Source organism: Bradyrhizobium sp. USDA 372 (assembly GCF_053629095.1).
In genome coordinates, this window is record NZ_JBRJHR010000001.1 from 636,865 (window position 1) to 663,845 (window position 26,981).

Genomic DNA, 26,981 nt, shown 5'->3' on the forward strand with positions numbered 1-26,981 from the left:
CCGACGAACAGCGTGATGGACGCCAGCGCAGCCGCCTCTTCCACGAAAATCCTGAACATGGTCTCGCTCCTCGCTAGAACGTATAAAGAACATTGTTCTCATTTCGTTCTCAGGAGTCAAGCCTAACCCGAGATCTCGCGGCGCGATGGTTAACTCGCTGAATTCACGCAATAAAAAAGCCCCGGCTGAGGCCGGGGCTTTCGTCGGCCGCTCGCGTGGAGCGGGTCGGTTTTAGTAGCGACCCAACATCGGGCCGCCGAACTTGTAGTTCAGGCGGACGAGGCCCATGTCGACGTCCTGACGGATGCGCTCCGTACCGGCAAAGCCGGCGAAGGTGACGTCCTTGTCGGCCAGGAAGATGTGGTTGTACTCGACGCCAACCGACCAGTTCGGCGCAAAGCCGTACTCGAGGCCGGCACCGACAGTGCCGCCCCAACGGGTGTCGCTGGTCGACGCCAGCAGCGGACCACCGAGGCCGTAGATCTCGTACTTGTCGCTGACCACAGCCGCACCACCCTTCACGTAGAGCAGCACGTTGTTCCAGGCATAGCCGACCTGGCCAGTGATCAGACCGAACGCGTCGATCTTGGTGCGGTTGCGGGTGGCAAACAGCGCGCTGACGTTGTCGCCCGAGAAGTCAGCCCAGTTGCCCTGGCCTTCCAGGCCGAACACGAACTGCCCGGACTGCCAGCGATAGCCGACTTGGCCACCGACCGTGGCGCCGGTCGCGTCGTGCGAACCTTCACGACCGAGACCAACGAAGTCCCAGGTCGCGTGCGACGAACCACCGCCTCCGTTGATACCGATGTAGAAGCCGCTCCAGTCGTAAACAGCAGCGATCGCCGCCGGCGGCGCCTTGGTGTAGGGCCGTGCCGCGAGATCGGCAGCCAGCGCCGGCGCAGCCGCGCTGAGCGCGACAAGGCTGACAGCGGCGAGCAACAACTTCTTCTTCATTTGATTCCCGTTCCAGTTTCTTCAGAGGCCCCCGGGCCGTGGCGTGGTCATAACAGCGATCGACGGAATTGCTGTAACCGCGACGCCACAGTGCAATCCAAAGGACGCTGCTCATTAACGAATGTTAATCGCAGGTGCGCGAAACCCTTTGAAACAAGGGGTTTTCAGCAGTTCCAACGTCGAGAGACGAGATCAACTGCATGCGGGCGTAACATCGTCGCGCGCACATTCGCGTGATGGGAGAGTCGAAAATCGCGGTGGAGTTACTCATCCCATTGTCGCCATATTTTCGCTCGCATTCATCACATTCGCACTCGCACCAATCGCGAGTTCGCTCGTGCACGTTCGGCAAGGATCATTCCTTCTGTCTCACGGCGATGAATGGCCGAGACTGAGCAATTGCAGGTTCGAGATCCGGCGCGCTGAGCTCGCCGCGCCGCACTCCTGCTCGCCCTCACCGGCATGCTCCCGCCAAGCGGAGCTGCGCGCGCGCAAACTTTTAATCCGCGCAATCCGATCTCCACCGCCGCCCGGGCCGCGCTGCGGCGAGCGGCGGATGATCGAGTTCGCCGCGGCGACGTGCGAACCGCGAGGCGCCGGAACGTCTCGCACACATTTGCCGGATGTCTGTCCGAAATGAATGCGCACGGCGCAGGCGGCCGCAAGTTGTGACCGCGCCAGTCATCGTATAGCGTCCGTCCAGCTGTCCTTCGCGCAGTCGATCCTGCCATGCTCGCCCGTATCCTGCTCCTCCTGGCCTCGCTCTCGCTCCAGGGCACTTTGCGTGCCGAAGCAGCGCCGACCGAGAAAGCCGGATTTGCCTCCAGGCTGACGATCTACCTCGCCAAGGGGCCACCCGATGCATGCGGCCCGGGCTGCGACCGCTGGATCGCCATCGAGGGCGAGATCGATCGGGAGGCTGCGCTGCGCATTCGCCGCTTCCTCGCCGCGGTCAAAGACCTGCAGCGTCCGATCTACCTGCATTCGCCCGGCGGCAACGTCGAGCAGTCCTATGCGATCGGGCGGTTGCTACGCAGCCGCAAGGCGATTGCCAGGGTCGGCCGGACGATCGCGACCGCCTGCGCTGCGGGCACGCAGGTGGACGCCGCGTGCCTGAAGCTCAAGAACGCAAACGGCGAGGTCGAGGCCGAGCTCACCACGTACCGTGCCATGTGCAACTCGGCCTGCGGATACGTGTTTCTCGGTGCGACGTCGCGCGAGGTCGCCCCCGATGCCGCAATGGCGGTGCATAATTCGAGGCTGGTGCTCGCCTTTGACGGACGGCCCGATCCGGCGGCCGTCGCGGAATACAGGCGCCGCCGGCTGTTGGCGGCCGATCGTGATCGCGCCGCGTTCATCGCAGCGATGGGAATTAGCCGCGATCTCGATTCGCTCATCCGGACGGTGAAGTTCGAAAGCCTGCACGTGCTGACGCGATCCGAGCTCTACGGTTTCGGCATCGACACGCGATCTTTTGCCGAAACGAACTGGACGCTGGAGAAAGAGGCCCGGCCGTTCGTCCGCAAGATCGCGACCGCAAAGAAGGAGAGCGCCGCCACGTTCCGAACGATGGAGCTGCGCCTGTCTTGCGAAAGCAGCAAGGGCGCGCCGCTGACGTTTGCGGCCGAGGTCGACGAAACGGCCGCCGGCAAGAGCACGATCCTGATCACGGCGGATGCCGCCAAGGACAAGGCGGCCGGAGGATCTCCGCTGCGGACCGGCAAGTACGAGGTCTGGCGCGGCAATATCGACGCCGACATGGTCAAGGCAATAATGGCCTCCCGCTCCCTGCAGGTCCGCGAAACCACGCCGATAGCGGACGACAAGACGGACATCACGAGGTTCGAGCTCGACCTGGCGGGCCTGCCGTCACAGTGGGCCCGGCTCAAGGCATCCTGCGCGTTGCCGACGACGGGCCCGACAAGCTCCTGGCCGACGACGCCTGGGCAAGCGGCTCCCTGGCAGGCAGCTCCTTGGCCCGAGAGCCCGTGGACGCCTGCGCCTCAACCGGCCGTCAGCACAAACGCTCCGCGCGCTCTGGCGCCTTGAAAGGCCGTCGGCCATCGCCCCGGGGCGATTCAACTCGTAACATCATTCAACCTTCGTCGAGCAGGTAGCGGACCTTGGCGGCCAAGTCTTCGATCGCAAAGGGCTTGGACAGCAAATGCTTGCCGGCATCGAGCACGCCATTATGGACGATCGCGTTGCGCGTGTAGCCGGTCGTGAACAGCACTTTCAGGCCCGGGTATCGTCTTGACAGTTCGGCCGCGAGTTCGGCACCGGTCATATCTGGCATGACAACGTCGGTGAACAGCAGATCTGGAATGAAACCGCTTTCGATTTTCCCGATCGCCTCCCTGGCGTTCGCGGCCTCGACAACGGTGTAGCCAAGCTCGCGCAGGCTTTCGGATGAGATGCTGCGGACCCGCTCGTCGTCCTCGACGACAAGGATGGTCTCGCTCTGCAGGCTTGCACCGGGATGTGGCACCCCTTGCGACGGCGTTGAGACAGCCTCCTCGCCCGCGAAGCGTGGAAGATAGATCTTCACGGTCGTGCCGACGTCCACCTCCGAATAGATTTTGACATGGCCGCCCGACTGCCGCACGAAGCCGTAGACCTGGCTGAGGCCAAGTCCAGTCCCCTTGCCCACGACCTTGGTCGTGAAGAACGGATCGAAGACCTTTCCCAGCACGTCCGCCGCAATGCCCGTGCCATTGTCCGTCACCGCAATGAGAACGTACTGCCCCGGCTGCAGCGCGTATTCACGGGCATATTTTCGATCTATCGAGGCATTGGCGGTTTCGATCGTCAGCCTGCCACCCTTCGGCATGGCATCGCGTGCATTGACTGCCAGATTGATGAGAGCGCTTTCGAGCTGGGCAGGGTCTGCCTTGACGCGCCATAGGCCAGCCGCCAGGACCGTCTCGAGACGGACGAGCTCGCCGAGCGAGCGCTCGAGCAGCTCACTCATCTCACCGACCATCCTGTTGATGTCCATGACCTCAGGCGCAAGAGGCTGCTGTCGCGAGAACGCCAACAATCTTTGCGTCAACGTGGCGGCACGGTTTGCGCCATCCATGGCGCTCTCAAGGAAGCGGGCAATGTTGGGCTCTCCCTTGCCGAGCCGCCGTTTGGCGAGATTCAGGCTGCCGAGGATCACGGCCAGCATGTTGTTGAAGTCGTGGGCGATCCCTCCGGTCAATTGCCCGACGGCTTCCATCTTCTGCGATTGCCGCAATTGCTCCTCGGCCTTCATGCGCTCGGCGATCTCGTCGGAGACACGTTGCTCGAGTTCGGCATTGAGCGCTTCGAGCCTGGTCAGCAGCCGGGCGTTGTCGATTGCCGTCGCGGCGTGGCCGGCAATGCCGAGCAATGCGGCCTCGTGCTCTTTGTGGAATCGACCGACCTCCGCATGACCGAAGAAAAGCCCACCGAGCACTTCGCCGCTTCGCGAGATCACCGGGACTGCCAGGTAGGACCGGACCGGAAGATGGCCCTCGGGCATGCCTTTCCCCGGCGCATTCTTGCCATAGCGCGGATCTTGCAGGATGTCGTCCGACCTCACCACGCCCGTGCCCTTGAAGGTCGGCTCGAACACGGCGGTGTTGCGTGGCATTGGGAAATTTTCGAAAGCGGATCGCGGCACGCCGGACAGCGAATACAGCATGTAGCTGCCGCCGTCCGCGGCCACGACGTTATAAAAGAAGGCTCCGAACTGCGCGCCCGTCAGCTCGACGCCGGCATCCGTCACGATCTGGACGATCCTGTCGAGATCGCGTTCGCGGGCAACCGATGCTCCCGTGTCGTTGAGGATCCTCAGATGACGTTCGGTCTTCTTTTGCGCGGAGATATCCAGCACGGTCCCGATAAATCGGGTAGCCTGGCCATCGGAAAAGATCGTATGACCCGTTGCGGCGATCCAGCGCTCGAGGCCATCCTCGATGCCGACGGTCCGGTATTCGATGTTGTAACTTCTCGGAGAATGGGGTTGTAACGCGGCCGAGACGGCCTCATGGGTGCGCTGCTTATCGTCGGGATGGATGCCCTTCAGGAATGAGCCCTCATAGCTGACCTCGGCATCCGGTGAGAGACCGAACACCTCCTTGCAGCGGCTATCCCATCGAAGAATATCGTTGACCGGATCGTAGTCCCAGGTGCCGATTCCGGCAGCCTTGTTGGCGAGGACCAGCCGCTCGGCAGCTTCGCGCGCCGCCTGCTCCGATCGGACGCGCTCGATATGCGCCCATGATCGCTCCGTCACCTCGGTAAGCAAGGCAAGTTCGCGCGCCGTCCAAAGATGCGGACCGCGATGATGAATGGCCATCAAGGCGGTAAGTCGCCCTTCCTTCACCAAGGGCATGCAGATCGTCGAACCTATCCCAATACGCTGGAAAGTGGCGGCTTCGTTGGGGGCGATCTCCTTCAGATTGTCGTTGATGATGAGGGGGCGGCCGGCGCCCAGCTCTCGCACCGCCTTTTCGCCGAAGTCGGCAAGGCTGTAGTGCCCCAATATGTGCATCGCACCGGGGGCGGCCCAGTCCCCGCGGATGGTGAAGCCGTCCTGATCAGGATCCATGTCGGCATAGGCGCAGTTGGAGACGCCGAGATACTCACCGACCATTCTCGTCGTCACCGCCATGACGCCGTCCGCATCGCGCGTCTTGGCCGTTTCCTTGTTGAGAGCGTCCAGAAAGAGGAGCCGCGCTTCGTTCTCGCGCACCGCGCTCTCGGCACGGCGACGTTCGACGGCGGTGCGGGTGCGTTCGGCAACCTCGCGGATGAGCTCCAGCTCCGCGGGGCTCCAATCGCGCGGTGTGGCATTGTTGAGGTACAGCAGCGCAACAACCCCGTCGGGCTCGGAGATTGGCATGTTGACCAATGCGCGGGCCGAGATTGCCTCGAGAGCTCGGGCGCGGTCGCCGACGCGAGGGTCCTTTTCGGCATCGGCGCAGATGACCGTCTCACCCCGTTTCAAGTCCTCGATATAACTGCCGTAGTCGCGAAATCGCAGCACGCCGGCCAGGCTCGAGATCCCAGGCGCATTCCAGTCGCGCGCGATGGTGATGGTCTCGGCTGAGGTATCGACGGTGCCGTAACCTGCCCGGCTGACATTGAGGCTGCGGCCCAGCAGCTCCGCCGCCGCATAGGCGAGATCGTCGGGGTTGCCGATCTCCCGAATATGATCGCCGAGGGTGGCTAAGACGGCGTTGCGGTCGGCCGAGGGTCCCCCGGTCGCTGTCGTCATCGGTCAACCCCGAACACGTCCCTCGCTCCACCTGCACACCGATGAAACAGTAACCGCAGGGGGAGCCCTAGGTTCCCGGCAAGGGGGCCGGCTAGGCATCAAGACGCCGGCTGCCAAGGCGAGTGATGATCAAGTCGCTTCAACAACGACCGGCTTACACCGGCGTATAGATCACCAGCTTCAGCGCGGGATCGTCGTTGGCCTGGAAGCTGGTGTGCTCGAAGTGCAGCACGCCCTTGGTCGGATGGTTCATGGTCTTGCGGCCCGAGATGGTGCTGCGGATGTCGTGTGCCTCCCACCATTCGACGAATTCCGGACTGCCCTCGCGCAGTCGCGTCAGCAGCTCCGTGAAGGCGGGATCGCCGGCCCAGACGTCGTGATTGGCGCGAAACATCGCCACCATGGCCTTGGCGACGTTTTCCCAACCAGCGCCGTAGGATTTTCGCGCCTGCTTGTTGGTCATCATCAGGAGCAGCGTGTTGCGATCCTGCTCCGGTAATCGCCCGAAGCCGAAGATCTCTTCGGCCGCATCGTTCCAAGCCAGCACGTCCCAGCGCCGGCCGGTGATGTAGGCCGGCTGGTGCAGGCTCTCGATCATCCGCCGAATGGGCGGTGGCACGATTTCGCGCGTGAACGGGCTTCTTGCGCGCTCGCGCGCCAGCGCCTTGAGGTGCGCGTGCTCGGCCTTGCTGAGACGGAGGGCCCGGGCCAGCGCATCCACGGTGGTGATGGACGGGCTCACCGTGCGGCCCTGTTCGAGGCGGATGTACCAGTCGACGCCGATGCCGGCGAGCTGCGCGACCTCCTCGCGGCGCAGCCCCGCGGTGCGACGCCGGCTACCCGCGGGCAGCCCGACCGTTTTCGGCGACAGCTTTTCGCGACGGGACCTCAGGAAGTCGCCGAATTCGACGCGGCGGGGGTCGGCCATGGACGTGCTCCGTGGGGAGGGACAAGGCAATACTAGGATAATACCAGGCCTTCTTGCCGCGCGACAGTCCTCGCATATTCCGTGCACCCACAATGAGGTGCGAACGAAGGTCGACATCATGAAGGCTGCTGTACTCAAATCTTTCGGATCCCCGCTCGTCATCGAGGACGTCCCCGAACCCGTGCTCGGCACCGGCGAAGTGATCGTGGATGTCGTCGCCACCCGCGTGCTGTCCTATTCCAATGAAGTGTTCAGCGGTGAACGCAAGTACGCGTTGGACTTGCCCGTCATTCCCGGAGCCGGCGGGGTCGGCCGCGTGCGCGCGATCGGCCCGGACGCAACAAAATTGTCCGTGGGCGACTGGGTGCTCTGCGATCCGACAGTGCGCTCGCGCGACGACGCGATCGCTCCGGACATTCACCTGCAGGGTGTGAGCGCGCGCGGCGAAGGCGGCATGCAGCTACAGAAATATTTTCACCACGGCTCCTTCGCCGAGCGGATGAGGGTGCCGACGGAGAACGTGACGCGGCTCGGCGGACTCAGCGAAGCGGAGGCCGCGCGATGGAGCGTGCTCGGCACCATGCTCGTGCCCTATGGCGGCTTCCTTGCCGCAAAGCTGCAGCCCGGCGAGACCGTGCTCGTGAGCGGCGCGACCGGCAATTTCGGCAGCGCCGCCGTGGCCGTGGCGCTCGCAATGGGAGCGGCCTGGGTCGTGGCGCCGGGCCGCAACGAGAAGATGCTCGCCGAACTCGTGCGTCGCTATGGCGCGCGCGTCAGGCCGGTGAAGCTGACCGGCAACGAGAATGACGACCGTGAGCTGATGAAGCGCGCAGTGCCTGCCCCGATCGATTGCGCGTTCGATATCATGCCGCCCTCCGTCGCCACGACGGTGGTGCGCGCCGCGATCATGACGGTGCGGCCCAATGGCCGCGTCGTGCTGATGGGCGGCGTCAACATGCAGGGCGGTCCAGGCCTGGAGCTGCCCTACAACTGGATCATGCGCGAATGCATCACGATCCATGGCGTCTGGATGTATCCGCGCGATTCCGCGGCTCGCCTGATCGCGCTGGTGCGCGCGGGACTGCTCAAGCTGGAGGAGTACGAGACCACGGCCTTCGATCTCGACCACGCCAATGAAGCCGTGGCGCACGCCGCGGCCAATGGCGGGCCGTTCAAAATCACGGTGATCAGGCCCTGAGCCTGAGGCGGCGGGGGGAGCGCCGTCGTCGATTGTTTTTGGAAGCCCCACCAAGCACTTGGCTACTGTGCATGGGGTTGTTTTCGAAGGTTCTTAGTCGAGTTCGACCACCTGGCCGTGCGACAGCGACACTCGCCGGTCCATGCGGCCGGCGAGTTCCATGTTGTGGGTCGCAATCAGCATCGACACGTGCGTCGCCTTGACCAGCTGCATCAGGGCCTGGAACACGTGCTCGGCGGTCCCAGGATCGAGATTGCCGGTCGGCTCGTCCGCAAACAGCACGCGCGGCGCGTTGGCCACTGCACGGGCGATCGCAACACGCTGCTGCTCGCCGCCGGACAACTCGGCGGGGCGGTGGGTGATGCGGTCGCCGAGCCCGAGATAGCCGAGGATCTCCTTGGCGCGCTTGACGCTCTCGGACTTCTTCAGGCCGCGGATCATCTGCGGCAGCATGACGTTCTCGAGGGCCGAGAACTCCGGCAGCAGCCGGTGCGACTGATAGACGAAGCCGATATCGGTGCGGCGCAGCTGCGTGCGCTCGATATCGGGCAGCTGCGAGGTCGGCGCGCCCGAGACATAGACCTCGCCGGAATCGGGTGCTTCCAGAAGGCCCGCGATGTGCAGCAGCGTCGACTTGCCCGAGCCCGACGGCGCCACCAGCGCGACCGATTGGCCAGCCCACAGCGCCAGCTTGGCGCCGTCGAGGATCGTCAGCGGCACCTCGCCCTGCAAGTACTGCCGCTTTATCTCGTGGAGATAAATGACCGGTACATCTTCCGCCCCCTGCTGCTGCTCCATCAGCCCCTCACTCGTACCGGAGCGCTTCGACGGGATCGAGGCGCGCGGCGCGCCACGACGGATAGAGCGTCGCCAGGAACGACAGCGTCAGCGCCATGATGACGACGGCCGTGGTCTCGCCGACGTCGATCTCGGCGGGCAGTTTTGACAGGAAGTAGAGCTCCGGCGAGAACAGCTCGGTCGAGGTCAGCCAGGACAGGAATTGCCGGATCGATTCGATGTTGAGGCAGATCACGAGGCCGACGCAGAAGCCGACCAGCGTGCCGACCACGCCGATCGAAGCGCCCGTGATCAGGAAGATCCGCATGATCGATCCCTGCGAGGCGCCCATGGTGCGCAGGATTGCGATGTCGCTGCCCTTGTCCTTCACGAGCATGATCAGGCCGGAGACGATGTTGAGCGCCGCGACCAGCACGATCATGGTCAGGATCAGGAACATCACGTTGCGCTCGACCTGGAGCGCATTGAAGAAGGTCGAGTTGCGCTGCCGCCAATCGACCAGGAAGATCGGCCGGCCCGCCGCCTCCGTCACCGCCTTGCGGAAGGCGTCGATCCTGTCGGGGTTGGTGGTGAACACCTCGATCGAGGTGACGTCGTTGCTGCGGTTGAAATAGGCCTGCGCTTCGGCGAGCGGCATGAACACGAAGCCGAGATCGTATTCGGACATGCCGATCTCGAACACCGCGACGATCTTGTACGGCTTGATCCGCGGCGTCGTGCCCATCGGCGTGACCGCGCCCTTCGGCGCCACCAGCGTGATGCTGTCACCGGCATGCAGCGAAAGCTGGTCGGCGAGGCGGCGGCCGATCGCGACGCCCTGCCCTTCGTCAAACCCCTCGAGCGAGCCCTGCTTGATGTTCTTGGCGATCGAGGTGAGGTTGTTGAGATCGTCGGAGCGGATGCCCCGCACGAGGACGCCGGAGGCGTTCCATGGCGATGACGCCAGCGCCTGACCGTCCACCACGGGGGCGGCAAGACGAATGCCCCCGACCTGGCTGACGCGCTCGGCGACGTCCTTCCAGTCGGTCAGCGGCGATTCCAGGGGCTGGACCAGGATGTGGCCGTTGAGGCCCAGGATCTTGTCGAGCAGCTCTTTGCGGAAGCCGTTCATCACGGCCATGACGATGATCAGCGTCGCGACGCCGAGCATGATGCCGAGAAAGGAGAACCCGGCAATGACCGAGATGAATCCTTCCTTGCGGCGCGCCCGCAAATAGCGCGCCGACAGCATCCACTCGAATGGCGCGAAAGGCGCGGTTTGCACGGTTTCGGTCATGGTCTCATCCATCGCTCGATAATCCCATGATTCGGGGTCAATTGTGGCCGGATTGGCGGCCGCGATATCGCGCGATGAACAATATTCAGCCGACCAGCCTTATCAGCCCACAAGTCTTGCGACCGCGTCGGCAGGAGACATGGTCTCGCGCGCGCCGTCGCTGCGCCGCTTGATCTCGACCTTGCCGTCGGCGAGCCCCTTCGGCCCGATCATGATCTGCCAGGGGATGCCGATCAGGTCGGCAGCGGCGAATTTGGCGCCGGCACGCTGGTCGGTATCGTCGTAGAGCACGTCGACGCCCTTGGCGGTGAGCTCGGCATAGAGCTTCTCGCAGGCCGCATCGACCGCGGCATCGCCCTGCTTCAGGTTGAGGATCGAGACGCGGAACGGCGCCACCGCCTCCGGCCACTTGATGCCGGCATCATCATGGCAGGCTTCGATGATGGCACCAAGCAGGCGCGAGACACCGACGCCGTACGAGCCGCCATGGATCGGCACGTCGACACCATCAGGCCCCGCCACCAGCGCCTTCATCGGCTCGGAATATTTGGTGCCGAAATAGAAGATCTGGCCGACCTCGATGCCGCGGGTGTTCACCCGCTTGTCCCCGGGCACCTCCTGCTCGAAGCGCGCGGCGTCGTGGACGTCCTCGGTCGCTGCGTAGAGCGAGGTCCACTGCTTGATGATCGGCGTCAGGTCGCTCTCATAATCGACGTCCTCGCCCGGCACCGGCAGGTCCAGCACGTCGCGATTGATGAACACGCCGGATTCGCCGGTCTCGGCAAGCACGATGAATTCGTGGCTGAGATCGCCGCCGATCGGGCCGGTCTCGGCGCGCATCGGGATTGCCTTCAGTCCCATCCGTGCGAAGGTGCGCAAGTACGCGACGAACATCTTGTTGTAGGCGACGCGCGCCGCCGCCTCGTTGAGATCGAACGAATAGGCGTCCTTCATCAGGAACTCGCGGCCGCGCATCACGCCGAAACGCGGACGCTGCTCGTCGCGGAATTTCCATTGGATATGATAGAGATTCAGCGGCAGGTTCTTGTAGGATTTCACATAGGCGCGGAAGATCTCGGTGATCATTTCCTCGTTGGTCGGCCCGTACAGCAGCTCGCGCTTGTGGCGGTCGGCGATGCGCAGCATCTCCGGACCATAGGCATCGTAGCGACCGCTCTCGCGCCAGAGGTCGGCGAGCTGGAGCGTCGGCATCAAGACCTCGATCGCGCCGGAGCGGTTCTGCTCCTCGCGCACGATCTGCTCGATTTTCTTCAGCACGCGGAAGCCGAGCGGCAGCCAGGCATAGATGCCGGCCGCCTCCTGCCGGATCATGCCGGCGCGCAGCATGAGCCGATGCGAGACGATCTCCGCCTCTTTCGGATTTTCCTTCAGGATGGGCAGAAAGAACCGCGACAACCGCATGGTAATACTCTGGGAATCAGTGATCGCCTGCAGTGAAACCGGATTGGAAGCGAAAACACAAGGCCGGGAATGAGGAAAAGCCGCTAACGCGACGAAATTCCTGTCATTTTTCCGTTGCCTTCAGGTTTGACTCGAACAGCAGCGGTTTCTGCAAAGCCGGCGAGCCTAGGGCGGCGGCACATCGAGTTCATCCGCGAGCGTGATCTTCTCGAAATCGCTCACGAGCGCCTCGATCCGGACGCGCCAGCGGCCGGCGAAGGGCAACTCGACCTTGCGCACATGCCAGTAGCCGTCCGGCCCGAGCGAGGCGCCCCGGTCCATCGGCTCGATACCGCGCTCGGGCAGGCTGAGCGTCAACGTCACCTCTTTGGCTGCCAGGGGCGTCCCCTCGCCGGTCATGAGCTGGAGCACGAAATCGTCCTTGCCGACCTTTCCAGGAGACACCAGCACCTGGAACATCGCCTTGTCGCTGTGGATGTGGATTGCCAAAGGCGTCTCCGGAACAATCGTTCGCGGCGGCGGCGTGAAGCGCCAGCCGGCGACGACGGCGAAGATGGCGAGGGCGACAGCACATTCGAGAAGGATCGAGCGCTTGAGGATGGACCGGGCCCCGCGATCACGCGCGAGTGCCGGGGTGAAGCGGAAGCGGTTGAGCGCCGCAAGTGCGAGCAGCATGAGGACCAGCGCGAGCTTGATCGAGAGGATGAGCCCGTAGCGGGTCTCGACCAACGCCGACGCCTTTTCGAGCTGAACAATGACAAGGGCAAGCCCCGTCAATGCCAGCACGCCGACGGCCGGCACGGCGATGGCCGAGAAGCGGTTCACGACGGCAAATGTTGCTGGCGTCGGCTTCGACAGTAAAGCCGCCAGCGGAGCAAGAGCGCCGATCCACAGCGCAACGCACAGGCCATGAAGAAACATCGCCGGGCGCATCATCATCTGAGGCGGCGCCGTTGCGGCGTGCCCGCTCATGGCGAGCGACAAGCCCACACCGACCACCGCCATCATCGCAAGAGCCCTCGAAGGCCATGCGCTGCGCAGCGCCAGCAGAGCGAACAGCATCGCGGCGGTGGCAAAAAGAAACGCGCGGCCGGCACTGGTCGCGAACGCGACCTTCCAAGGCGCGGCCGTCGCGAGCGCCGCCGGCGGCAGGCCGAGGAGATCGAGACCAAGCGCACCGAGGGATACCACGGCGCTCGGAAGGCCGACCGCGAGCGCCACGCGCGGCACGGTCGTGCCAGTCAACGACCGTGATATCCAGCGCGCGAAACACACACCGCCGACACCAACGAACAGTCCGAGGTAGAGGCCAACGCGCGCCAGCCAGATCAGCGCGCCCAACCCGTTGCCCGCACTCGCCGGCGGCTTCGTGTCCGACGGCGTGCCGACTGAAAACATCACCGATCCGACCACCGGATGGCCATCCTGCGAGATCACGCGATAGCTGATGACCGCGGTTCCCTCAGGCAGATCCGCCGGCATCGCCACGGAAATCGTCTCGCCCGACGCACTGACACGCGAATCGTCCCGCGCCCTGCCCGCCCCGTCGATCAGCCGGATCGCGCCCGGCGTCACCGGCTCGTTGAACCGCAGCTCCACCACTTTGGGCGCGGTCGCGAGCGTGCTGCCGCTCGCCGGCTCCACCGAGATCAGCGCCGCATGCGCGAGCGCACCGCTCGCAAAGCCCGCAGCGAAGAGCAGCGTCGCGAGCGCGGCGAGGAGGCGCATCAGGGTTTGGGCAGGAGCTTCACGCCCGGCGCCGGCGACTTGCCCTCATGAGAATGCCCTGCCCCCTCGGTTGGGATTTCGATCCAGCGGCTGACGCCGGTCTCGCATTCCTGAACCACGGGGAAGTACAAAGTCGTGTTGGCCTTGAGCTTGTCGGTGAGCACCGTGTGCATGATGAACTCGTCATAGTTCTTGTCCAGCAGCTTGCCGCCGGACCACGCCACCTCCTTGACGCCGGACGAGAGCTTGTTGCCGTGATAGTCGTATTCCCCGGCATATTTTCCCTCGACGACGTCGATGGTCCAGCCGGCCTTCGGCATCGGCTTCACCGCGATCACCCCTTCCGGAATCTGCACGCGGATCTTCACCGTCGGCGAGCCCGCGCAGCCATGCGGAACGGTGAAGACCGCCTTGTAGGATGCGCCGATGGTGGCCTGCTTGGTCTCCAGCGCGACATGCGCGCTTGCGGGCACGGCTGCCAACAGGCATGCAGCCGTCGTGGTGGCGTAAATCGAACCTATTCGCATTGGAGCCTCACTTGTTCATAGATGCATTGCGGCACCGGCCGCCTTTGCTGCAGATTCTGCTTCGCGAATAAGGTCCTGCCGCCGCTTCAAGACATCGCCCACCAGCGCAGGACCGGCACGCTCGGGTGATCCGGAATCGAACGGCGGCTTTGGATCGTACTCGATCACGAGCTGAATTCGTCGTGCAACCTCTTCGCCCCCCAACCGAGCGGCGATCGCGAGCGCAAAATCGATGCCGGCCGTCACGCCGCCACCCGTCACTCGGTTGCGATCCTCGACGACGCGATCGGTCCGCACCACCGCACCCATCTGCGCGAGCAGATCGCGAACATACCAGTGCGACGTGGCCTGATAGCCCCTCAGCAGCCCGGCGGCGCCAAGCAAGAGCGAACCGGTACAAACGCTAGTGACGAGGCGCGCCGATCCACCCTGCTGCTTGAGGAATTCGATAGTTTCACGGTCCTGCATCGCAGCGACCGTTCCCTTCAGACCTCCAGGCACGAACAACACATCGAACATCTGCGGGGCGCTCTGGAAGGTCGCGGTCGGCGCAACCGGCAAGCGGACGTCGGTTATGACCGGCTGCTCTGTTTTGGCTATCAGATGGACATCAGCCTGCATAATGCTGAACACGGTGAGCGGACCGGCCAAATCAAGCAGGATCATGTCCGAATGGATCAACAGGCCCACGCGCGGTCGTGTCGGCGACGCCAGTTGCGCAAGTGCAGGCGGCGCGACGAAGTTGAGCAAGGATACAGCGGCAAGCGTCGCGTTGAACTCTCTTCGATCCATGCTGTTGCTCCACCAGTTATGAGCAGATCATGCCCATCACTTCTTCATTCCCGAATGATCCGGCATTTTCTTCATGTCCATGTGACCCGAGTGCCCGCCATCGCCCGGGGCCTGCGCGCCGACGCCCTGGACGTCGAGGGCAACAGTGATCTTTCCGGCCTTCTCGAACTGAAGCGTCACCGGCACCTTGTCGCCCTGCTTGAACGGCCCCTTCAGCTCCTGAAGCATCAAATGATTGCCGCCGGGCGCGAGCTTCACGGTCTTGCCTGGATCGATCGCGAGTCCCTTGTCGAGCGCGCGCATCTTCATCACGCCGTTGTCCATCGCCATCTCGTGAATCTCGGCCTTGCCTGCGATGTCGGCGGACACGCTGACCAGCCTGTCGGCCGCGTTGCCCTTGTTTTCGATGGTCAGATAGCCGCCGGCGACCTTGGCGCCGCCCGGCGTTGCCCGGCTCCAGGCCTGCGAGATGACGAGATCGCCGGCCTTGACGTCCTCGGCTGCGAACGCCGCGCTGGTGCCGAGCAGCATGGCGACGGCGAGAATTGGAAGCTTGATCCTGTTCATTCGGTTCCCTCGGTTTTGATCTGATCGAGCACGGTCGGTCGTGGTGGTCTCGGAAGCCTCAGTTCGCTTACCATCGATACCTTATTCCAGTGTAGACCGCCCGGCCGGCTCCTGGCTCGAACAACGCCGACGTCGCGGTGGCGCGATCGATGATACTGGCGCTTGCAATGTAGGTCTTGTTGGTGAGGTTTCGACCCTCGATATAGGCGGAGAACGGCCCGCCATTGTCGAAGCCCGCTTTCAATCCGAGCAGTGCGTACGGCTCAGTCGTCAACGTGTTCATACTGTCGACAAAATAGGCTTGCGGCACCCATTCGACGTTCGGACCGGCATAGAACCCGGTCGGATGCTTGTAGAGCAATTCGGCGCGCAAATAGTGACGCGGCGCACCGGGCAGCTGGTTATTGCCGAACGTCGGGTCGCTATCGAAGCGAAAATCGTTATAAGTATAGGCAAGGTTGAGCCAAACTTTGTCGGGCGCTCCTCCTTTCACGAAGATGTCGCGGAAGATTGCTGCCCCTGCCCCAGCCTCCACGCCCTGATGGACGGTTCGGTCGGCATTGGTCACGTTGCAATTGCCGAAGGCGCTGTAGAGGCACAGCAGCTCATCGCGGATATTGGCGCGATAGGCGGTCAACTCCCACGAATAGTCGGGCCGTCGCATGCGCGTCCCGATCTCGTAGGTGGTCGCAATCTGCGGACGGATACTGGTGAACGGAATCGTCGGAATGCCAGGACCGCGCGCGCTCTCGCCGAAGCTCGGCACTTCGGCGCTCCGCGAAACGTTGGCGAAGGCCTGCCACGTCGGGTCGATCTGCCACAGCAGACCCGACTTCGGCGACCAAAGATCAAAACGGGTTGCTCCCGACTGGTCGCCGTCGCTAAAAAACCGGTCCCGCCGACTGCGCGTCGCATGCAGAAATTGCGTGCCGGCAATCGCAGCGACGTTCGGCAGAAAGTAGAAGCTGTCCTCAACGTAAACCGAGGTGTTCTCCGAGCGATCGACCGACGACGACAGCAATGCCCCCTTCTGTCCGGCAATGTTGGCAAATTGCTGGTTGTCGATGCTGCCATTCAACAAGTTGACGCCCGCGACAAGCCTGTTGCGGTAACCGCCGATAATGCGGTCGTCCGTAACTTTCGCGAAGCCGCCGTAATCCTTGTAGCGATAATCGAGCCACTGGAAGATCGGATGCATGAGGTGCCGGTCGACGCCGAAGGCACCGAACTCGAACCTGGTGTCGTCGAATCGGATCGTCGTTTTGTTTGCCAGCCTGACCGTGTCGATGTTGCGCTGCTGGTCCATGGCAACGTTCGCCGGAGCCGCGGCCTCCGGATTGGTCAAGGCAGACACCTTGGTGACGGTTCCTGGAATGCGTTGCCGCACCTCGTTGGCGTTGAGATAGAATCGCGTCTCGAAATCCGGCGAGAACTGGTAGCCGACATTGCCGCTCACGCGGTTGCCCGAGCCGAAGCTGTGATCGCGGAAGCCGTCCGTGACCTGCGTCGATGCGGTGACGAAACCATCCCATGGCCCGTTGGCGCCCCCTGCATTGGCCTGCAGTCGCCTGAAGCCGAAGGCTCCCACGTCGAGCGAGACGCCATTCGGAAATCGGTCGCGTCCCGATGCCGTCACGAAGTTGACGGCGCCTCCCAGCGAATTGGCTCCGAACTGCAGCGCATTCCCGCCCTTGTACACCTCGACGTATTTGTAGGCGGTCGGGTCGATCTCCTGGAAATCGCCGTAGCCGTCGGCCGTGTTGATCGGGATGCCGTCCATGTAAAGCTGCACGCCACGCAGATGGAAATTGCGCGACAGGCCGGATCCGCGAATCGAAAGCCGGGTATCGTCGCCCCATTTCGGCTGCGCAAACACGCCGGGCACGTAGTCCAGGATATCCTTGATCGTGCTGGCGGGAGTCGAATTCCGGTAGGCCTCCGCTGTGACCAGCGCTACGCCGCCCGGCGTCTGGTTGATCTCGCTCAGCGCCTGCTGGGCGGTGAGAACCGTCAGGGCACCGGGGCCGGGGCCCCCTTCGGAAGCTGCCGTCGGTTGTGCAGGCGCAGTTGCAGGCGCGCGGGCCCGCGTTGATCGCGCGGCAGCTCGCTGTGCGCGGGCTGGTGAGGCCCGTTTCTCCCGCGGCGCGTCGACCGTGACGGGAGGAAGCTCGCCTCGGTTTTCCTCCGCAATCGCATTGGACGGCACAACGAGGGCAGAAGCTGAGGCAAGCAGAATTCCGAGTGCGGAAAGCAGTCGAAAATAGCCTGAACGAGGCATGAGGTCATTCCTGATGCCGGCAGAGAGCCGGTGCATTGCGATCCCGGTGCGGCCGAAGCCGGCTCGGAGCTGAAGGTTTCGCGGATCAGGAAATGCGAGGGGGAGCGCGTGCCCGGGCGCTCGAACCGTCGACGGCGGCGAGGACGGGCGCGTTCGCCACATGCCAGACGATGCGGGCGATGGGGCGGACGGGAGTTGAGAACGCCGCATGGGGCGGCTCGTCGAGCGAGGCGCCAGCGTGCGCGAGGCAGCAAAGCGCACATGCGCCGGCTTTTGCGGCCGGCGTCCCGGTCTCGTCTACCGGGCCGCCCTGCTCAGTTGCACCGTGGCAGATGATGGCGGCAGAGAGCGGATCGGCAACGGCCTGGCCCGCCGCGAGACAGGCGGCGATCGGCGCCAGCACCTGCATCACCAGGGCGAGCAGGACCAGAGGCAGGAATTTTTGCAGGCGTGCGCGCATCCGGCGAACCATTCGTTCGTGCGCTAACTAAACACCGCGCCGGCCCGCGAGTCGAGGTCGGTTCCGCCGGCTACTTGGCACACCGCAAATTTCGCTAAAAACTGGGGCCGGAGCCCCCTCCTGCGGCTGGCGTCCGGCATTTGAGGCAGCCGCCCCGCCCCCGCCCATCCACAGATTTCTTATATTTGTCATGCGCTTAGGCGGCTAAAAGCCCGATCATTTCGTCAGCTGCTGTTATTTTGAACATTCGTTGCTGAAAATGATGACAAGTGAGAAAAGTTGATCTAGCATCCTCTTGCTCAGGCGCTGACCGCGAGGTCGAGGCCTGGTGGTCCAAGTCTCGGGAGGAGCCCCTGGCGCGCAAAACGCAGCGTCGCCCCGTCAATCAAGATCAAATCTTAAGATCGGGGATAATAGGGTCGACACAATTTTTGAGCGGGGCCAGGGCCCCGCTCTTTTTTTGCCCGCGCGGCTGAACTGTCGATGAACGCGGCCTCTCATCCCATCGAAGACAGCTTCGAACGCGCCGCCTCCCGCTGCGCCGATCTCACGTCCCTGGTCTACCAACGTCTGTTCGATCAGCATCCGGAAACGCAGGCGATGTTCCGCTCGGACGGCGGCGACCTCGTGAAGGGATCGATGCTGGCGCTGACGATCGAGGCGATTCTCGATTTCGCCGGCGAGCGCCGTGGACATTTCCGGCTGATCGCCTGCGAGCTCGCCTCGCACGATGCCTATGGCACGCCGCGCGAGCTGTTCGTCGCGTTCTTCGCCGTCATCAGGGATGCGCTCCGCGATCTGCTCGGCGATGAATGGACGCCGGCGATCGCGCAGGCCTGGGATACATTGCTCGCCGAGATCGATGCATTCGCCGCCGCGCCCACTTGACGCTTTGCGCTGCACCAACATGCGGGCCGCGACGACGCTGCGGCTGATTGCGGATTGAGTGCGAACAACTCTTGTGAGAGACTTTCGGACATCGGTAGCGCTACCAATGACGCGCCGACGACAAATATATATGGGAGCGAGCGATGTCCGGGACGAAAGATTTCTCGACGACGAGGCGCGATCTTCTTCAGGCGGCTGCGACCGCCGGCGCCGGGGCTGCCCTGTTCGGCAGCATGGGCATAAACCCTGCACTGGCCGCCGAGGTCGGACGCAGCGAAAAGCCGCTGAAGGCGGCCTTCTCCAATGCCGGTCTTCAGGCGACCTGGTGCGCGCAAGGCAAGCAGGCCGCGGAATTCTGGGGCAAGCTGTTCAATGTCGAGGTCACCTGGTTCGACGGCCAGCTCGATGCAGTGAAGCAGCGCGCGGCGATCGACAACATGGCCTCGCAGAAATGGGACTTCGTGGCGATCCAAGCCTTCGGCATCGGCACCCTCACCCAGCCGGTGCAGAAGATGATCGACGCCGGCACGCCCGTGATCGACATGGACACGCTGATCGCGCCACTCGACCAGATCAACGTCCACTCCTTCCTCGCCCCCGACAACGAGTTCATGGGCGCATCGGTGACGCAGGCGCTGTGCAACGCCATGGGCGGCAAGGGCAAGATCATCATGACGCAGGGCGCGCTCGGCCATACCGGCGCGCAAGGACGGGCGAAGGGCTTCAACTCGGTCGTCAAGCAATTCCCGGGGATCGAGGTGCTCGACACCCAACCGGCCGATTGGGACGTGTCGAAGACCGCACGTCTCTGGGAGACCTATCTGACCAAATACCCGCAGATCGACGCGGCGTTCTTCCACAATGACGACATGGCGCTGGCCGCCGCCAACATCATGAAGGCGCGCAATCGCACCAACATCCTGATCGGCGGCGTCGACGCCATGCCACCGGCGATCCAGGCGGTCAGCGAAGGCCGCATGTTCGCGACCGTCCGCAATCCCTCCTGCCGCATCCATGGCGGCGCCATCATCGCGGGCGTCTCGGCCGTGGTCGGCGGCGAGAAGAGCGGACAGGGCATTCCCAAGAACGTCGTAACCGATGGCCCTGTCGTGACCAAGGCCAACGCCGCCGGGATGCAGTGGATGCAGGACCACTTCCTGATCTGAGCCTCAGATCTGAACTTTCATGATCGTGGGACAACAGCCCATCCTGGAACTGCAGGGCATCACGAAGAGCTTCGGCGGCGTCGAAGCGCTTCGTGGTGTCGACTTCGCGCTCTATCCCGGCGAGATCCATGGTCTCGTCGGCGAGAACGGCGCCGGCAAAAGCACGCTGATGAAGATCATCGCCGGCGTGCACACCGAGTTCTCAGGCCGCTTCCTGGTCGACGGCCGGGAGATGCATTTTCGCTCGGCGCGCGATGCGCACGCCGCCGGCATCGCCATGGTGCACCAGGAGCTCAGCGTCGCGCCCGACTTGACGGTGGCGGAGAACGTCTTCCTCGGCAATCAGCCGACCAACGCCCTCGGCCTCGTGCAATGGCGGCGGATGGCGCGCGAGGCGGGCGAGCAGCTCGCCCGCTTCGGCATCGACGTCGACCCGATGGCTCGGCTCGGGGATCTCCCGATCGGGCTGCAGCAGCTGATCGAGATCGCGCGCGTGCTGTTCTCCGGTGCACGGATCGTCATCCTGGACGAGCCGACCTCCGCCCTCTCCCCGCCCGAGGTCGAGCGGCTGTTCACAACGCTCCGGCGACTGCGCGGGGAAGGCACCGCCATCGTCTTCATCTCGCATTTCATCGAGGACATCCTGCTGGTGTCCGACACGGTGACCGTGTTCCGCAACGGCCGGAAGGTTGCGGAGACGGCGAGCGCGGCGACCAGCAAGGGCGCGCTGATCGAGGCGATGATCGGCCGCGGCGGCGAGGCGCTCGAGCATAGCTACACCGACGACCTGATGCTGCCGCAGCCGAGCGACCGCAAGGTCGTTCTCAAGGCCGACCAGCTGTCGCTGTCCCGCAGCCTTCAAGACGTATCGTTCGAGGCCCGCGCCGGCGAGGTGCTCGGCATCTACGGCTTCATGGGCTGCGGCCAGCAGGAGCTGTCGCGCATCCTGTTCGGCAAGCTGAAGCCGGACAGCGGCACGCTTGCAGTCGAAGGCGTGCCGAAAACTTTCGCCAGCACGGCTGCGGCGCGCCGCGCCGGCGTGGCGCTGGTGCCGGAGAGCCGGCGCGACATGCTGTTTCACCAGGAGCCGGTCTACAAGAACATCTCGATCAGCATCCTCGACCGCATCTCCTCGCTGCTGCTCAAGCCGGCGCAGGAGCGCGACATCGCGAGGCGCCAGGTCGAGCAGCTGCAGATCAGGCCGCCGGTGGTCGGCCTCGACCTCGGCATGCTCTCGGGCGGCAACCAGCAGAAGGTTGCCCTCGCAAAATGGCTGACCTACCCGCCCAAGCTGCTGGTGCTGTGCGAGCCGACCCGCGGCATGGATGTCGGCGCCAAGAACGACGTCATCAACATCGTCCGCGACCTCAGAACAAAGGGGCTCGCGATCATCGTGCTGTCGACCGAGCCGGAAACGGTGCTGTCGCTGGCCGACCGCATCCTCGTGCTCAAGCGCGGCGCATTGGTACGAGAATTCAAGAACGAGCCGGTCAGCAAGGACCGCCTGCTGGAAGCGGCGTGACGGAGAAGCACATGAGCAGCGAGACGGCTTTGGCGACAGGACAACGGGCGCGGGGCCTTGCGCCCTTCCTGCGCTCGCAGATGCGCAATATCGCCCCGTTCCTGACGCTGATCTTCCTCACCGCCTTCTTCGCCTTCGCCAGCCCCTCCTTCGCGACGATCGACAATCTCGGCAACATCCTGACGCAGGTGTCGGTGACGGGCATCATCGCCGTCGGGCTCACCTTCGTGATCCTCTGCGCCGAGATCGATCTGTCGATCGCCAGCATCGCCAACGTCACCGGCATTGCGGTCGCCTACTTCACGCTGCAGGAATCCTACGTCAACATCGCCAACGTTCCCCTGCCCGGCGCGGTCGCAATCATCCTGTCGCTCCTGCTCTGCGCCCTGCTCGGCCTCGTCAACGCGCTCGGGCTGACCGTGATCGGCATCCCCTCCTTCATCATGACGCTTGCGATGATGCAGATCGCCGCCGGCATCTCGGCGCTCCTGGTGCGCGGCCAGATCGCCTACAAGGTGCCGAGCCTGATCACGACGCTCGGCTCCGGCTCGATCGGCGGCATCCCCTGGATCGTCATCGTTGCCGCCATCATGCTGCTCGGCGGCCATCTGGTCCTGACCTACACGCGCTTCGGCCGCTACGTCTACATGGTCGGGGGCAATCGCGAGGCGGCCGAATATTCGGGACTGAACGTCAAGCTGATCCTCGGTGCGGTCATGGTGATCTCGGCGGTGTGCTCCGGCATCGGCGGCATGCTCGGCGTTGCCCATTTCGGCAGCGCGCAGCAGAACGAGTTCGACACCTACCTGCTCGACTCCATCGCCGCCGTCGTGGTCGGCGGCACCAGCCTGTTCGGCGGCCGCGGCGGCATCGGCAACACCATCGTCGGGCTGTTCGTCCTCGGCGTGCTCAACAACGGTCTCGACCACGTCAACATCGACAGCTTCCTGAAGATCCTGATCCGCGGCCTGATCCTGTTGGCGGCGCTGGTCATCAACGTCTATGCGCAGCGCTTGAGGGAGAAAGCGGCGGAGTAGGCGGCCGGCAAACAAAAAGTGCGAAAACAACCCCATGCACAGTAGGCGAGGCCAGCGGAATCAATGACTTGCCGGCGGGTGTCGTGAACTTGCGGATTTTACGAAGCCGGATTTGCTCCGTCGGGCAAAACAGGGGTATGATGTCATCATCGGCAGCCGCCTCGAAGACCCGTGGCTTACCCCGTCATTGCGAGCGCAGCGAAGCAATCCAGAGTCTTTCTGCGGAGGGATTCTGGATTGCTTCGCTGCGCTCGCAATGACGAGGTGGCGGCAGAACGGCGGTCCGGGATCACCGTTATCGCGGGTCAGCGGGTGCGGTCTAATCGCGAGAAGCGGAAATTGCAGTGGCTGGCGCCGCCCGCCAGCGTCTGGGTCCGTTCCAGGCGGATGCCTCGCGTGGCGTAGGCGTCGAAGTCGAGGCCGCAGATGTTCGGGAGGATCTCCTTGTCGCCATGACGCGCCGCGAGCTTGCAGAAGCCGCAGGTCTTGTAGTCGATGCCGAACTCAAAGCTGTCTTGCGGGCCCGGCTCGACGAAATCGTAGACGAAATCTTCCGGAAACTCCGCTTGATGAGCTTTTGTAACGCTTCTTGCCGCCTGTTCGCGCATCAAGGCCTGGTTCTCCGGTGACATGAATTGATGCCCCGCGGCGAGACGCTCGGCTTCGGGAATCGTCAGCAGCTGCGCCTTGTAGGTTTCCCGCTCGATCTCGCCGATCACGGGCACCGGCACGCCGTGGCGCCGCAGCACCCGACTGATGGCCATGAAGCCGGTCAGGCGCATGAAGAAATTGCTCATGCGGCTTGCCGCGCCACCGACATAGGGCATCTGGGTGAGGACGATCGCGAATTCGTCCATCACGTCCTGCCTGACTCCATCGATGTCGGAGAGATGCGCGCGCTCGCGAAGCATCGCTTCGGCAAGGTCTAGTCGCTCGCGCATGGCGGCTTCCATCGCGCGGCGGTGCGTCTGGTAGAACGGATGGATCTCAGCCATTGGACACCTGATATGATTGGCTCATTGCAACATCGACGCCGCCGCCTCATTCCGCGGCGATCGCCTCGATCTCCAGCAGCCATTTGCTGTCGACGGTCTCGACGACCACGACGGTCAGTGCCGGCTGGTGCTCCCCAAGCATGGCGCGGCGAATGGCGCGGTTGGGGACGACCTGACTGCGGTCGGTCAGGAACGTAGTGACCTTGACCAGGTGTTCGACGCCAAGACCTGCCGCGGCGAGCACTTCCCTGACGTTGCGCCATGCCTGCTCGCATTGCGCCTCGAAGCCGTCAGGCACGGTGCCGTCGGACCTTTCTGGCACCTGGCCGCTGATGAACAGCAGGCGGCGATGCTGCTTCAGCTCGAGCCCCATGCAGTAGCCGCCGACGGGCGGGTGAACCGTTGCGGGATTGTGGCTGACGAAGTGAGTTTGGGGCATGGGTTTTCTCCGGATTTGCGCGTCAAGCGTATCCGGCGGCATCATCCTTTCGCAAAGCATCATTGCTGCGGTTCAGCGCAAGAAAATCTATTGCAGGGACGCGGCCCATCGGTGTCAAAGTGCAGTTGCGATGACATACGCCCTGCCCCCACTCAACGCGCTCCGCGCCTTCGAGGCCGCCGCGCGCCATCTCAGCTTCAAGCTGGCCGCGCACGAACTGCACGTCACGCCCGCGGCCGTCGGGCAACAGGTGAAAGCGCTGGAGGCGCGCCTGGGCGTGCAGCTGTTCGAGCGGCTGCACAAGCAGCTCATCCTCACCGAGGCCGGCCAGTCCTATCTGCCCGGGATCTCCGAAGGCTTCCGCCACATTGCCGAGGCGACCACGCAATTGAAGCCGTCAGGCACCGTGCTGCTGCAAGTGGGGGTCCACGGCAGCTGCGACCTGCGCCGCCTCGAACTTGCGGAGTTTCGCAGCGCACATGCGGAGATCGGTTTGCGCGTGCTGCAGCCCGCCGGCCTGCACGAGCTCGTCGAGGGCAAGGTCGACCTCTTGATCGCCCGCGGCGTGAGCCACCATCCCGGCTATCGCTGCGAACGGATCGATAAGGGATCGGGCCCGGGTGATTGGCTGGTTGCCCCGGAAGGCACGGCGGACTGTCCAGAGATCGTGAGTTTTCGCGCGTGGCTACGTGCTCTGCCCGCGGCGAAACCGCTCGCAAATCGCCGCCCGCGTCTGGTCGGCGGCGTCGGGAGTTGACCGGGCTAAAGGTTGCGGGCCGAGCCCAGGCTTCCGTTCAACTCCACGCACCCTTACCCGTATAGAGAAAAATCGCGGTGGCCGTCTAGCGCGCGTCGTCATAAACCCGCGCCGCAGTTGGAACGCGGATAAGGTCCGCTGTGCTCCTGATAGCCGCCCAGAAGCCGCGCGTCACCAGACGTCAGAGTTGGGCCAACGGCGATCATGGCGCCTGACCGCATGGCAGGCTAGTTGTTATAGAGTCCTCGCCTTAAGGGCAGCTTGGAGAATTGAACGTTGACACGATCCAGAAGGTCGATCGTCGCTTTAGGAATCTTTCTGGCGTCGGTGGGCGCCGTGGTGCTCGGGCGTATGGCCTATGTCGAGGCGTTCGGCAGCGATGAGATGGATTACCGCGGCGAGAAGATCCGGCTGTCAAAGAAGTATGTCGATTATGACGACTACAAGAACGATCCCGCCAACCTTGCAGCATCGGAAATTCCGCGCGTCGAGAAGCTAATGACAGATGCGAAGGTTGGCCCGCTTTTCGCGGACTGGCACGACGTCGCGCGTCAGCTCAGCAATATCAAGGTTCCGGGCTACGGCATGGGAAGCGCTGACGACGTGGTCGCCGTTGGACGAGAGTTTGCCGTCCGCTTTGTGGAAATCCCGCAAGTCGCCAAGGAACGCTATTTCGTTCTGGAAAAGCTGGAAGGGGGGAGGTTTCGTCTGGCTGATGATTTTGTGGCGCCGCGCGACCCTGGGTCGGCCTTTGCGCGGATATCCTCCATTCGCCTCGCTGACGACAGACTGATTTATGCCGACCGCAATGGCAGGGTTGTCCGCGAGACGCCCGTGGCACGCTAAGGCGCCGACTTTCATTCCATCTGCCGCTCACCAGGACTAGAGTCCGCTTAGGGTCAATCGCGAGGTTTTGGCCCGGTTTACGTTAGGTCCGATCTACCCCTTACAGCCGACATATCCTCGGCCGTGGGGATGCGGCAGCGATGGGCCAACAGCCGACATCGCGCCGGTGTCGGAATTACGAAAGAGGCCGCCCGATTGAGGTGGCCTCTTTTTATGCTTCGGCGCTTCGTTTTTACTTCTTGCGCGGATCGTCGGCTGGATCGATGAACTGGATGCCCCCCGGCCCGGTGAATACAATTTGGACCATCGCTTCTTCGTTTGTCGTCCATACATAATGGGGGTGCTTTGCCGGCAGCGCGAAGACGGAGCCCGGCTTCAATATCTCGCCTTTCGAGGGATCAAACCTTTCCCCCATGGCGTTCCCAAAGCTGCCACTCATCACGGTGACGACCTCGGCATAGGGATGAGTATGCGGCGGAACTTTATAATTCGGCGGGAATTTCACCCGCTGGACTATCGTCTCGGCCTTTGTTGGGTCACCGATCAAGATGGCGGTTTGCACGCCCCTGAAGACCGGATGCTCTATCCACGTCACCCCATCGGGCTTGACCACCTTCATCGCATCTTGAGCCATCGCAGAACTTGCCAACGCGATCAAAGTGGCAGCGACAAAGGACTTGTTCATCCTAACCTCCTCCCAATATTGCGGAGCTGGAAGGCCCAATAGGATACAGCAAAAATACTCAGACTGAACCGCATAAAATTCATTTTTGCATGGGCTTGAATCGTCCATCGCAAACCAAGTCCGAATTGGGTCACAAGCAGCGGTCATGGCGGGCACGGCCCTGCGACCGGTCTGCCGCCGATAGCCAACGCGGCAAAGGCCCGCCACTTTGCTCGGCAACGGGCCAGAAGCTGAAGCCGCGTCCTCGCGCAATTTGGTTGGTTGGATCATGATTAGTTTAGTATGCAGGACCTCAAAAGGTCGCGGCGATCGCAGGCTCCGTACTCAGAACCGTAAACCGGGAAGAAATTGCTCGTTTCCATGCTGAGCTCGGTCTGAGCGCGAACGAGCATCAATACGGGCGCGCATTCGCGCTCTTTCCATGTCCCAGACAAACCTCGGTCAGTCCGGCTGACGGGTTTCAATTTAGCGGC

Annotated in this window: 23 protein-coding genes; 8 read left to right on the plus strand and 15 right to left on the minus strand. The window is 63.4% G+C overall.

Annotation, left to right across the window (positions count from 1 at the left end):
* Nucleotides 1-231: 231 nt before the first annotated feature.
* Nucleotides 232-954 carry an outer membrane protein gene (locus AB7M16_RS03045; RefSeq protein WP_172783568.1) on the minus strand — a complete coding sequence of 241 codons (723 nt, stop codon included), beginning with the start codon at nt 952-954 and terminating at the stop codon, nt 232-234.
* Between the two features lie 729 nt (nt 955-1,683).
* Here AB7M16_RS03045 and AB7M16_RS03050 point away from each other — a divergent pair.
* The gene (locus AB7M16_RS03050; RefSeq protein ID WP_453943092.1) at nt 1,684-3,003 is read left to right on the plus strand and encodes a hypothetical protein; all 1,320 of its coding nucleotides are present in this window, start codon (nt 1,684-1,686) and stop codon (nt 3,001-3,003) included.
* Between the two features lie 46 nt (nt 3,004-3,049).
* On the opposite strand, the gene AB7M16_RS03055 is transcribed toward AB7M16_RS03050, so the two are convergent.
* Together AB7M16_RS03055 and AB7M16_RS03060 are read right to left on the minus strand one after the other, a co-directional pair.
* A complete protein-coding gene (locus AB7M16_RS03055; protein ID WP_453943093.1) occupies nt 3,050-6,199 on the minus strand; it encodes a GAF domain-containing protein in 3,150 nt (1,049 codons plus the stop codon).
* A 154-nt stretch (nt 6,200-6,353) separates the two neighbouring features.
* Nucleotides 6,354-7,127 (minus strand): helix-turn-helix transcriptional regulator, encoded by a 774-nt coding sequence (locus AB7M16_RS03060; protein ID WP_453943094.1) that lies wholly within the window; start codon nt 7,125-7,127, stop codon nt 6,354-6,356.
* A 118-nt stretch (nt 7,128-7,245) separates the two neighbouring features.
* Between AB7M16_RS03060 and AB7M16_RS03065 the strand changes: the two genes are divergently transcribed.
* A complete protein-coding gene (locus AB7M16_RS03065) occupies nt 7,246-8,325 on the plus strand; it encodes an alcohol dehydrogenase catalytic domain-containing protein (RefSeq protein WP_453943095.1) in 1,080 nt (359 codons plus the stop codon).
* 93 nt (nt 8,326-8,418) lie between these two features.
* Here AB7M16_RS03065 and AB7M16_RS03070 read toward each other — a convergent pair whose 3' ends face one another.
* The 9 genes from AB7M16_RS03070 to AB7M16_RS03110 form a co-directional block, all read right to left on the minus strand.
* Entirely contained in the window at nt 8,419-9,123 is a 705-nt protein-coding gene (locus AB7M16_RS03070) for an ABC transporter ATP-binding protein (RefSeq protein ID WP_212257241.1), read from the minus strand.
* A 7-nt stretch (nt 9,124-9,130) separates the two neighbouring features.
* Complete coding sequence (locus AB7M16_RS03075) at nt 9,131-10,411, minus strand: lipoprotein-releasing ABC transporter permease subunit (protein ID WP_172783564.1); 1,281 nt, start codon at nt 10,409-10,411, stop codon at nt 9,131-9,133.
* Between the two features lie 90 nt (nt 10,412-10,501).
* Complete coding sequence (proS, locus tag AB7M16_RS03080) at nt 10,502-11,821, minus strand: proline--tRNA ligase (RefSeq protein WP_172783563.1); 1,320 nt, start codon at nt 11,819-11,821, stop codon at nt 10,502-10,504.
* 165 nt (nt 11,822-11,986) lie between these two features.
* The gene (locus AB7M16_RS03085; RefSeq protein ID WP_453943096.1) at nt 11,987-13,549 is read right to left on the minus strand and encodes a copper resistance CopC/CopD family protein; all 1,563 of its coding nucleotides are present in this window, start codon (nt 13,547-13,549) and stop codon (nt 11,987-11,989) included.
* A complete protein-coding gene (locus AB7M16_RS03090) occupies nt 13,549-14,076 on the minus strand; it encodes a YcnI family copper-binding membrane protein (protein WP_453943097.1) in 528 nt (175 codons plus the stop codon). The genes AB7M16_RS03085 and AB7M16_RS03090 overlap by 1 nt, the downstream gene beginning before the upstream one ends.
* A 15-nt stretch (nt 14,077-14,091) precedes the next feature.
* Entirely contained in the window at nt 14,092-14,868 is a 777-nt protein-coding gene (locus tag AB7M16_RS03095; protein ID WP_453943098.1) for a DJ-1/PfpI family protein, read from the minus strand.
* A 36-nt stretch (nt 14,869-14,904) separates the two neighbouring features.
* Nucleotides 14,905-15,435 carry a copper chaperone PCu(A)C gene (locus AB7M16_RS03100; protein WP_453943099.1) on the minus strand — a complete coding sequence of 177 codons (531 nt, stop codon included), beginning with the start codon at nt 15,433-15,435 and terminating at the stop codon, nt 14,905-14,907.
* A 67-nt stretch (nt 15,436-15,502) separates the two neighbouring features.
* Nucleotides 15,503-17,713 carry a TonB-dependent receptor family protein gene (locus AB7M16_RS03105; RefSeq protein WP_453943100.1) on the minus strand — a complete coding sequence of 737 codons (2,211 nt, stop codon included), beginning with the start codon at nt 17,711-17,713 and terminating at the stop codon, nt 15,503-15,505.
* An 85-nt stretch (nt 17,714-17,798) separates the two neighbouring features.
* Nucleotides 17,799-18,173, minus strand: coding sequence for a DUF2946 domain-containing protein (locus tag AB7M16_RS03110; protein WP_260379329.1), 375 nt, complete (start codon nt 18,171-18,173; stop codon nt 17,799-17,801).
* A 483-nt stretch (nt 18,174-18,656) separates the two neighbouring features.
* Here AB7M16_RS03110 and AB7M16_RS03115 point away from each other — a divergent pair, with 483 nt between their 5' ends.
* From AB7M16_RS03115 to AB7M16_RS03130, 4 genes are all read left to right on the plus strand, one after another.
* Nucleotides 18,657-19,061 carry a globin gene (locus AB7M16_RS03115; RefSeq protein WP_453943101.1) on the plus strand — a complete coding sequence of 135 codons (405 nt, stop codon included), beginning with the start codon at nt 18,657-18,659 and terminating at the stop codon, nt 19,059-19,061.
* Nucleotides 19,062-19,204: 143 nt separating this feature from the next.
* Nucleotides 19,205-20,227: a sugar ABC transporter substrate-binding protein gene (locus tag AB7M16_RS03120; protein ID WP_172783556.1), complete on the plus strand. Its 1,023-nt coding sequence runs from the start codon at nt 19,205-19,207 to the stop codon at nt 20,225-20,227.
* Nucleotides 20,228-20,246: 19 nt separating this feature from the next.
* Nucleotides 20,247-21,749, plus strand: coding sequence for a sugar ABC transporter ATP-binding protein (locus tag AB7M16_RS03125; protein WP_453943102.1), 1,503 nt, complete (start codon nt 20,247-20,249; stop codon nt 21,747-21,749).
* An 11-nt stretch (nt 21,750-21,760) separates the two neighbouring features.
* Nucleotides 21,761-22,786, plus strand: coding sequence for an ABC transporter permease (locus tag AB7M16_RS03130; protein WP_453943103.1), 1,026 nt, complete (start codon nt 21,761-21,763; stop codon nt 22,784-22,786).
* A 305-nt stretch (nt 22,787-23,091) separates the two neighbouring features.
* Here AB7M16_RS03130 and AB7M16_RS03135 read toward each other — a convergent pair whose 3' ends face one another.
* Together AB7M16_RS03135 and AB7M16_RS03140 are read right to left on the minus strand one after the other, a co-directional pair.
* A complete protein-coding gene (locus tag AB7M16_RS03135; protein WP_453943104.1) occupies nt 23,092-23,781 on the minus strand; it encodes an L-2-amino-thiazoline-4-carboxylic acid hydrolase in 690 nt (229 codons plus the stop codon).
* A gap of 46 nt (nt 23,782-23,827) precedes the next feature.
* Nucleotides 23,828-24,220: a RidA family protein gene (locus tag AB7M16_RS03140; protein WP_453943105.1), complete on the minus strand. Its 393-nt coding sequence runs from the start codon at nt 24,218-24,220 to the stop codon at nt 23,828-23,830.
* 130 nt (nt 24,221-24,350) lie between these two features.
* Between AB7M16_RS03140 and AB7M16_RS03145 the strand changes: the two genes are divergently transcribed.
* Both AB7M16_RS03145 and AB7M16_RS03150 read left to right on the plus strand, forming a co-directional pair.
* Nucleotides 24,351-24,977: a LysR family transcriptional regulator gene (locus AB7M16_RS03145; RefSeq protein WP_453947121.1), complete on the plus strand. Its 627-nt coding sequence runs from the start codon at nt 24,351-24,353 to the stop codon at nt 24,975-24,977.
* Between the two features lie 276 nt (nt 24,978-25,253).
* Complete coding sequence (locus AB7M16_RS03150; RefSeq protein ID WP_453943106.1) at nt 25,254-25,823, plus strand: hypothetical protein; 570 nt, start codon at nt 25,254-25,256, stop codon at nt 25,821-25,823.
* 232 nt (nt 25,824-26,055) lie between these two features.
* On the opposite strand, the gene AB7M16_RS03155 is transcribed toward AB7M16_RS03150, so the two are convergent.
* The gene (locus tag AB7M16_RS03155; protein ID WP_453943107.1) at nt 26,056-26,508 is read right to left on the minus strand and encodes a cupin domain-containing protein; all 453 of its coding nucleotides are present in this window, start codon (nt 26,506-26,508) and stop codon (nt 26,056-26,058) included.
* Nucleotides 26,509-26,981 lie beyond the last annotated feature (473 nt).